We start from the raw sequence: 6825 nt of genomic DNA, 5'->3' as shown, positions 1-6825 counted from the left end.
CTGCCGGGCGGGGTGCGCCGTCACGGCCTCGGTGAGCTCGGCGACGAGCTCGCCGCCGCGGCCCTGCCGGCACAGGCCGTCGGCGAGCCGGTCGAGGGCGCGCAGGCGCAGGTCGGTGACGTACGGGGAGGTCCGGTCGCGCAGCAGGGCCGAGCCGCAGTCGGTGAGGGCCGGGCCCTGGAACAGGTCGAGGGCGGCGCGCAGCAGCGGGAGCGCCGGGTCGGCGGACGGGCCGTCGGGGGACGGGCCGTCGGCGGCTCGCTCGTCGTCCAGGACGTGCGGGTGGTACGGCGCTTGCGGGTGGTACGGGCCGAACGAGCCGTGCCGGCCGTCCGGGTGCAGGACTCCGGCGCGTTCGCAGAGGCCGGCGAAGCGCACCAGGTCCACCCGGTCGGGCTCCCCGGTGAGCACGTAGCCGGCGTCGCGGGTGCCGAGCGCGAGGTGCCCGCCGCCGTGGTCCGCCGTGGGCTCCTCGCCCAACGCCTGGCGCAGCACGGCGACATGGCCCTGCAGCGCGGCCCGGGCGGTGGGCGGCGCGGCGCCGTCCCAGACCAGTTCGATCAGTTCCTCGGTGGCCACGACCCGGTTCAGCCGGACGGCGAGCGCGCTGAGCAGGGCGCGCCGCTTGGGCGCCGAGGGCGTGACGAGCGTCCCGTCGTCGCGCCGGACGGCGACCGGTCCGAGCAGGTCGATGCGCATGCGGCCCCTCGTCTGGCTGATCGGCTCGTTCGCCGGCGGGTGGATCGTCTGCGGGTGGATCGAGTCGTCCGAGGATAGGCCCGATCGCCCGGCCTGCGCACCGGTGCGGGTTCCGCCGATTCATGCCATCATGATCGCTTCTCGCCCGGTTCGGCCTTGATCCGTTCGGTTCCGTTCGGTTCCGTTCGATCACCCGCCGGGACCGGACGAATTCGGGCAGTACACTGCTCCACCCCGGGACCGACCGGCCCGGGAGTCGTGGGGCGAGGTGGGGCGGCGCGTGGGGATTCGACTCCTCGGTCCGGTGGAGCTGGGGACCGGGGGCGGCGGGTTCGTCGCGGTCCAGGGCGCGCAGCGGCGGGCCGTGCTCGCGCTGCTCGCACTGCACCTCGGGCGGGTCGTCGGCGTGGACGCCTTCTGCGAACTCCTGTGGGACGACTGGCCGCCGGCCAGCGCGCGGGCGGCGCTCCAGGGCCACGTCGCCGCGCTGCGCAAGCTGCTCGCCGCCGGGCCCTTCGTGCTGCACACCCGTGCGCCCGGCTACCTGCTGACCGGGCCGGCCGGCCTCGTGGACGCCCTGCGCTTCGACGAGTTGGTGGCCCGCGCGGGCGCGCTGGCGGAAGCGGCCGACGGCGCGGCCCTCACCACGGGCGGCGCCGCGCTCGCCGAGGCGATCGCACTGCTGGAGCAGGCGCTGCGGCTGTGGCGCGGTCCGGCGCTCGCCGACCTGCCGGACACGGCACTGCGCGGCACCGTCGCGGGCCGGCTGGAGCAGGCGCGGACCGCGGCCCTCGTCTCCTGGGCGGCACTGCGGCTGCGCCAGGGCACCGGCGCCGCGGCCGTGCCGTCGCTGGAGCAGAACGTGCGCACGAACGGGCTGCGCGAGGAGGTGGCGGCGCTCCTGGTGCGCTGCCTCCACCAGGCCGGACGGTCCGCCGACGCGCTGCGGGCCTACCACGAGGCGCGCACCCGGCTCGACGGCGAACTCGGCATCCGGCCCGGCCCCGCACTCCAGGCGGCACTCGCCGAGGTCCTGGCCGAGGACGACGCCGCCGAGGCCGGCCGGCGGGTGGACGAACCGCCGGCTTCCGCCTCGACCACCGATGACGGCACCCCCGTGCCCCGCCGACTCCCCCGCCGCCCGCTCGACTTCGTCGCCCGCGAACCCGAACTGCGCTGGCTGGACCGCGAATGCGGCCCCGACCGCACCGGCGACGGCCTCGCCCTCGTCGTCGGCCCGGCGGGCGCCGGCAAGAGCGCGCTGGCCCTCACCTGGGCGCACACCGCCGCCGACGGCTACCCCGACGGCCAGCTGCACGCCGACCTGCGCGGTCTCGACCCGGCCGGACCGGCCGACCCCGGCGAGACGCTCGGCGCTTTCCTGCGCGCGCTGGGCGTCGACGAACCCGCCCTCCCCGCCGACCGGGCCGGGCGCGCCGCGCTCTACCGCACCCTGACCCGGGACAAGCGCCTGCTCGTCGTCCTCGACGACGCGGCCGACGCCGACCAGGTCGCCGACCTCCTCCCGCACGGCCCCGGCTGCGCCGCCGTCGTCACCGGCCGAAACCCCCTGGAGGGCCTGGTCGCCGCCGAGGGGGCGGCCCTGCTGCGCCTGGCCCCGCTGCCCGGGTCCGACGCGCTGCGCCTGCTGGAACAGGTGCTGACGCCCAGTCGCGTGCGGGCCGAACCGGAGGCCGCCGCCCGGCTCGCCGCGCTCTGCGACCACCTGCCGCTCGCCCTGCGGATCGCCTCCGCCCGGCTGGCCGCCCGACCGGACTGGACGATCGCCGCACTCGTCGCCGACCTCGCGGACGAGCCCACCCGGCTGGCCGTCCTGGAGGGAGACGGCACGCTCGGCGTCTCCGGCGAACTGCTCCGCACCCACCGTCGGCTGTCACCGGACGCGGCCGAGTTGCTGGCCGTCCTGGCCGCCCACCCGGCCCCCGAGGTGGACGTCCTCGCGAGCGCGGCCCTGCTCGGCACCGACCCGGCCACCGCCCGCCGGGCGCTCGGCGAACTCACCGCCCACCACCTGCTGACCGGCACCCCGCACGGGCGGTACGGCCGGTCCGGCCTCGTGCGGCTGTTCAGCGCGCACCTGCTCGGGCGACGGCCGGAGGCGGACCGACAGCTCGCCGCGGAACGGCTGCTGGACTACTACCTGGAGGCCTCCCGCGCCTGCGCCGAGCACCTGGAGCCCGGCCAGGAGACGTACGGCGGGAGCGTCCACCACCCGCCGGCCCTGCCCGCGCCCGCCGGGCCCCGGGCCGCGATCGACTGGTTCCGGGCCGAGGAGCCGACCGTCCGCGCGCTGGTCGCCTCCGCCGGCCGCACCGACCCGGCGCGCGCCTGGCGGCTGGCCGCCGCCAGCGAACCGCAGTACTACGCCGCCGGGCTCTTCACCGAGTGGCTGAGCTGCATGACGGCGGGCCGGGAGGCCGCCGAGCGGTGCGGCGACCGGGTGGGCACCGCACGGTCCGGCGTCGCGCAGGCGAGCGCCCTGCTCGGCCTGCGCCGCTACCAGGAGGCGGTCGACCGCGGCCGCAGGGCCCTCGCCGACACCCGCCCCGAGGACGGCGCCGTCCACCTGCGGGCGCTCAACGCCCTCGCGGTGTCCAGCGCCCTCGTCGGCCGCGCGGACGAGGCCACCGCGCTCGGCGCCGCCGCGCTCGCCCACGCGACCGGCAGCGGCGAACCCCACCGCCTGTCCGCCACCCTCGCCCACGGTTCCCAGGTCAGCCTGCTGGTCGGCGACCGGGAGGGCGCCCTCCGGCAGGCCCGCGAGGCCCGCAACCTGCTGCCCGGGTCGACGGTGACGATCTGCCACCTCTGGTCGATGCTCACCGAGGCCCACGCCCTCCAGCCGGTCGCCGACGAGGAGGCCTGCGAGATCGCCTGGCGCCGCGCGCTCGCCGCCTGCGAGGAGGCCGGGCTGCTGCACCTGCTCGCCCTCGCGGAGCAGTCCTACGCCGCCTTCCTCGCCGGCCGCGGCCGGTCGCCGGAGGCCGTCGAGCGGCTCCGGGTGGCACTCGACCGCTACCGGGCGGACGGCCGGCTCCCGTCGTCCATGGGCGGTTTCGTCAGTGCGATCGAGGAACAGCTGGACGCGCTGACGCACCGCCGTTCCTGACGCATCATCGTCAGTTCAGGACCGTCAGTTCAGCGCGGCCTTGGCGACGCGCCCGCGGTCGACCGCCTTCGGGGCGTACCCGTGCTCGGCCGCGAGGACCGGGCGCATCGCGCGGATCGCGTAGAAGTTGCGGGACTTGACCGTCCCCGGCGGCACCCCGAGCTTCGCCGCCGCCTCCACCACCGACCGGTCCTTGAGGTGCAGTTCGACCAGCACCTCGCGGTGGTGCTTCTGCACCCGTCGCAGCGCCAGGGCGATGTCCCGGGAGGCCACCACCCGCTCGTACGGGTCCTCGGCGACCGGCCGGTCGTCCACCGACTCGCCGAGCGCCTCGGGCGCCCGCGAGGCCGCCATCCGGTAGTGGTCGATGGCGATCCGCCGGGCCACCGTGAACAGCCACGGGCGGCTGTGCTCGGGCCCGGCCTTCAGCGCCTCCGGGTTCTGCCAGGCGCGCAGCAGGGTCTCCTGGAGGATGTCCTCGGCCTTGCCGCGGTCGCCGCGCGTGGTGCGCAGCAGGACGTTCAGCAGGTAGCCGCCGTGCAGCCGGTGGATCTCGGCGAGGTCCTGGGGGTCGAGGGTCGGTCGCCCCGCCCCCTTCGCGGTGGTCTCCGTGGCGGGCTGCACGGTGGCCTCCGCGGCGGGAGCGGGCCGGGCTTCGGACTCTGCGGGCTGCTGGACGCCGGGGGCGTTCGGGGCGACAGGCTGCTGGGACACGCACTACCTCACAGAGCGGTCGGGGTCAGGGGACAGTCCGACCGGATCCCCCCGGCGGCTGTGACCACAGGCTGTCAACGGCCGCCAAGGATGCGCCAACTCCGCGCCAACGTCGGCCCCCGTCCCCTTCCCCCACGAGGGCGGTCCGCCCTCAGGCCGCGTCCCGCTCCTCGTTGAGCGCCCGGACCAGGTCCTGCACGCCGTCCTCGCCGCGGTGCTCGATCAGCACGGCGACCCACGTGGTGAACCGCTCCCGCTCCTCGGCCGACCAGCCCGGCGCCGAAGGGTGCTCGTCCACGACCATCGCCGCCGCGAGCTCCAACAGCCCCGGCGACGACACCGGCCGCCAGCGCCCCGACGGCAGCCCGTTCAGCGCCACCCGCCGGGCGACGGCGATCACGTCCTCCGCCGCGCCCGGCGGCACCGCCAGCGCCGGCGGCCCCGGCACGGCCCGCGCACCCTCGGCCAGCAGTGCGGCGATCAGTTCACGCGGTTCCGCGCGCTCGGTTCCCATGTTTCGTCGTCCTCCCCCGTCCCGCGTCCGGGACTCGCTCCGTCGTTCCTTCGGGGCCGCCCGGAACCGGCCGGACGTGCCCCGGAGACGGTACCGACTGGTAGCCCGGTCCGGTCGGGGGTTTGCGGACAGCGGAACCCGCCCGGCCGGGCCTGGTCGCCGCCCGGCCGGCGGCTGGGCTCCGCGTCCTAGAAGGTGGTCCAGTCGTCGGCGTCCGGGGTGCCGAGCGTGCGGATCCGCTCGCCGTCGCGGTCGTCGAAGGTGTCCTTGGCGATCGTGAACGACCTGCCGTCGGGCCGCAGGCCGTACAGCACGACCTGCTCCTTGCCGATGCCGGTCAGCGACAGCCGCTCGCACTGGTGCGGTGCGACGACGTGCGTCGAGAAGCCGCCCCGCTTCGGGAACACCGCGTACGACGGGTAGGTGCCGCCCGAGCACAGGACGAAGTTGTCGCCCGGCTGGGCCGGGATGCCCGGAGTGACGGGGACGCCCGGCTGGGCCGGAATCCTCGGCACCGCGGGGACGGTGGCCGCCTGCGCGGCGGTGACTCCGGTGAGGCCGACCAGGCCGGCGGCCGCGAACAGCAGGCCGGCGGCACGGGTGGTGGTGCGCATGGGGTTCCTCCAAGCGTGGTCGGGACGCACGGTGCGCCCTGACCAGCTCAACGGGCCTCCCACTGAACGGGGTTCAGTACCGGACCGGCGGGCACGGCCCGCACGCCCGGAGGAACCCGTTGCCGTACCCGCCGCGCACCCGCCGCGCACCGGCCGCTGAACCCGCCGCGCACCGGCCGCCGTAGTTCCGGCTGGGCGGGCCGGCCCGGGGCGGGCGGAGGGGCGGCCCCTGCGGCGCACCGACGAACCGGGAGGGACACCCGATGGCCTACTCCGACGGCACACATCCGGGCTTCCAAATCCCTTGGACCGAACTGCTGTCGGGCCCTGGAGCGGACGCCTGCCCGGACTACACTCCGGCCGAGTGGCCGGAGCCGGTACAGGTGCAGGTGCAGCTGCCCGAGCCGGTGCCGGAGCCGGAGCCGACACCAGTCCCGATACACCGCCCTCCGGCCGCCCCCGCGCCCCGACCGCACGTTCGCCGAACACTGTTCCGCGAGTCGGCCGACCCCCGGCAGCAGATCGAGCGGGTCCGCGCCCCGCTGCTCGCCTGCCACCGCGTCGCGTTCCTCGGCACGCCCGCCGCCCCCGGCGACGCCTCCGCCGGACTCCCGGTCGCACTCGGCGCCCAACTGGCCGAGCACCGGTGCCACCAGGTGGCCGTCCTCGACCTCGCGCCGCCCCGGCCGGACGCCGCCGCGCCGACACCGCCGCACGCGCTCAGCGCCCTGCTCACCGCCGCTCCCCTGCCGGACGCGTTCCGGCACGTGGGCGGCCGGCTGGCACTGCTGACGGCCCGCCCGGAGCACCCGTACGCCGACCACCGGCAGTCCCTCGCCGACCTCGGCACCCACTACCCCCTCGTGCTCGCCGACGCCACCGGCGCCGGCGACGATGCCCGGCAGGCGGTGGTGGCGGCGGCCGACCAGGTGGTGATCCGCGCCGATGCCTCCGTCGCCGGGGCCCGCACCGCCTCCGCCCAGCTGGACCGGCTCGCCGCCGAGGGCCGCGGCGACCTGGCCCGGGGCGCGGTCGTGGCCTTCACCCCGGCGCGGGGCGGGGGGGGCGGGCCCCCCCCCCGCCCCCCCCCGGCGCCCCCCCCCCCCCCGGGGGCCGCCCCCCCGGTCACGGGGCGCCCCCCGGGGCGCGCTGGT

General features: G+C 77.3%; 5 protein-coding genes and 1 pseudogene. 2 read left to right on the top strand and 4 right to left on the bottom strand.

Features of this window, described 5'->3' with window-relative positions:
• On the bottom strand, positions 1 to 699 hold a 699-nt coding region (locus ACFV4F_RS41555; protein ID WP_380510899.1), incomplete at its 3' end, for a BTAD domain-containing putative transcriptional regulator.
• Positions 700 to 979: 280 nt separating this feature from the next.
• Between ACFV4F_RS41555 and ACFV4F_RS41550 the strand changes: the two genes are divergently transcribed.
• Complete coding sequence (locus tag ACFV4F_RS41550) at positions 980 to 3829, top strand: BTAD domain-containing putative transcriptional regulator (RefSeq protein WP_380510896.1); 2850 nt, start codon at positions 980 to 982, stop codon at positions 3827 to 3829.
• 24 nt (positions 3830 to 3853) lie between these two features.
• Here ACFV4F_RS41550 and ACFV4F_RS41545 read toward each other — a convergent pair whose 3' ends face one another.
• The 3 genes from ACFV4F_RS41545 to ACFV4F_RS41535 form a co-directional block, all read right to left on the bottom strand.
• On the bottom strand, positions 3854 to 4543 hold the full coding sequence (locus ACFV4F_RS41545; RefSeq protein ID WP_380510893.1) for a sigma-70 family RNA polymerase sigma factor: 690 nt from the start codon (positions 4541 to 4543) through the stop codon (positions 3854 to 3856).
• A 151-nt stretch (positions 4544 to 4694) separates the two neighbouring features.
• Positions 4695 to 5057 (bottom strand): hypothetical protein, encoded by a 363-nt coding sequence (locus tag ACFV4F_RS41540; protein ID WP_380444971.1) that lies wholly within the window; start codon positions 5055 to 5057, stop codon positions 4695 to 4697.
• Positions 5058 to 5245: 188 nt separating this feature from the next.
• Positions 5246 to 5671: a hypothetical protein gene (locus tag ACFV4F_RS41535; protein WP_380444972.1), complete on the bottom strand. Its 426-nt coding sequence runs from the start codon at positions 5669 to 5671 to the stop codon at positions 5246 to 5248.
• Positions 5672 to 5934: 263 nt separating this feature from the next.
• Here ACFV4F_RS41535 and ACFV4F_RS41530 point away from each other — a divergent pair.
• Positions 5935 to 6825: pseudogene (locus ACFV4F_RS41530) on the top strand (hypothetical protein); the annotation flags it as partial.

This window comes from Kitasatospora sp. NPDC059722 (assembly GCF_042733235.1).
Classification (GTDB): Bacteria; Actinomycetota; Actinomycetes; order Streptomycetales; family Streptomycetaceae; genus Kitasatospora.
Note: the sequence above shows the minus strand (reverse complement) of the source record. Positions and strands in the feature narration are given on the sequence as shown.

Bases quoted from the DNA above. Each gene is read 5' to 3' on its own strand.
- ACFV4F_RS41535 (WP_380444972.1), bottom strand. From the start codon at position 5,671: ATGCGCACCACCACCCGTGCCGCCGGCCTGCTGTTCGCGGCCGCCGGC.
- ACFV4F_RS41540 (WP_380444971.1), bottom strand. From the start codon at position 5,057: ATGGGAACCGAGCGCGCGGAACCGCGTGAACTGATCGCCGCACTGCTG.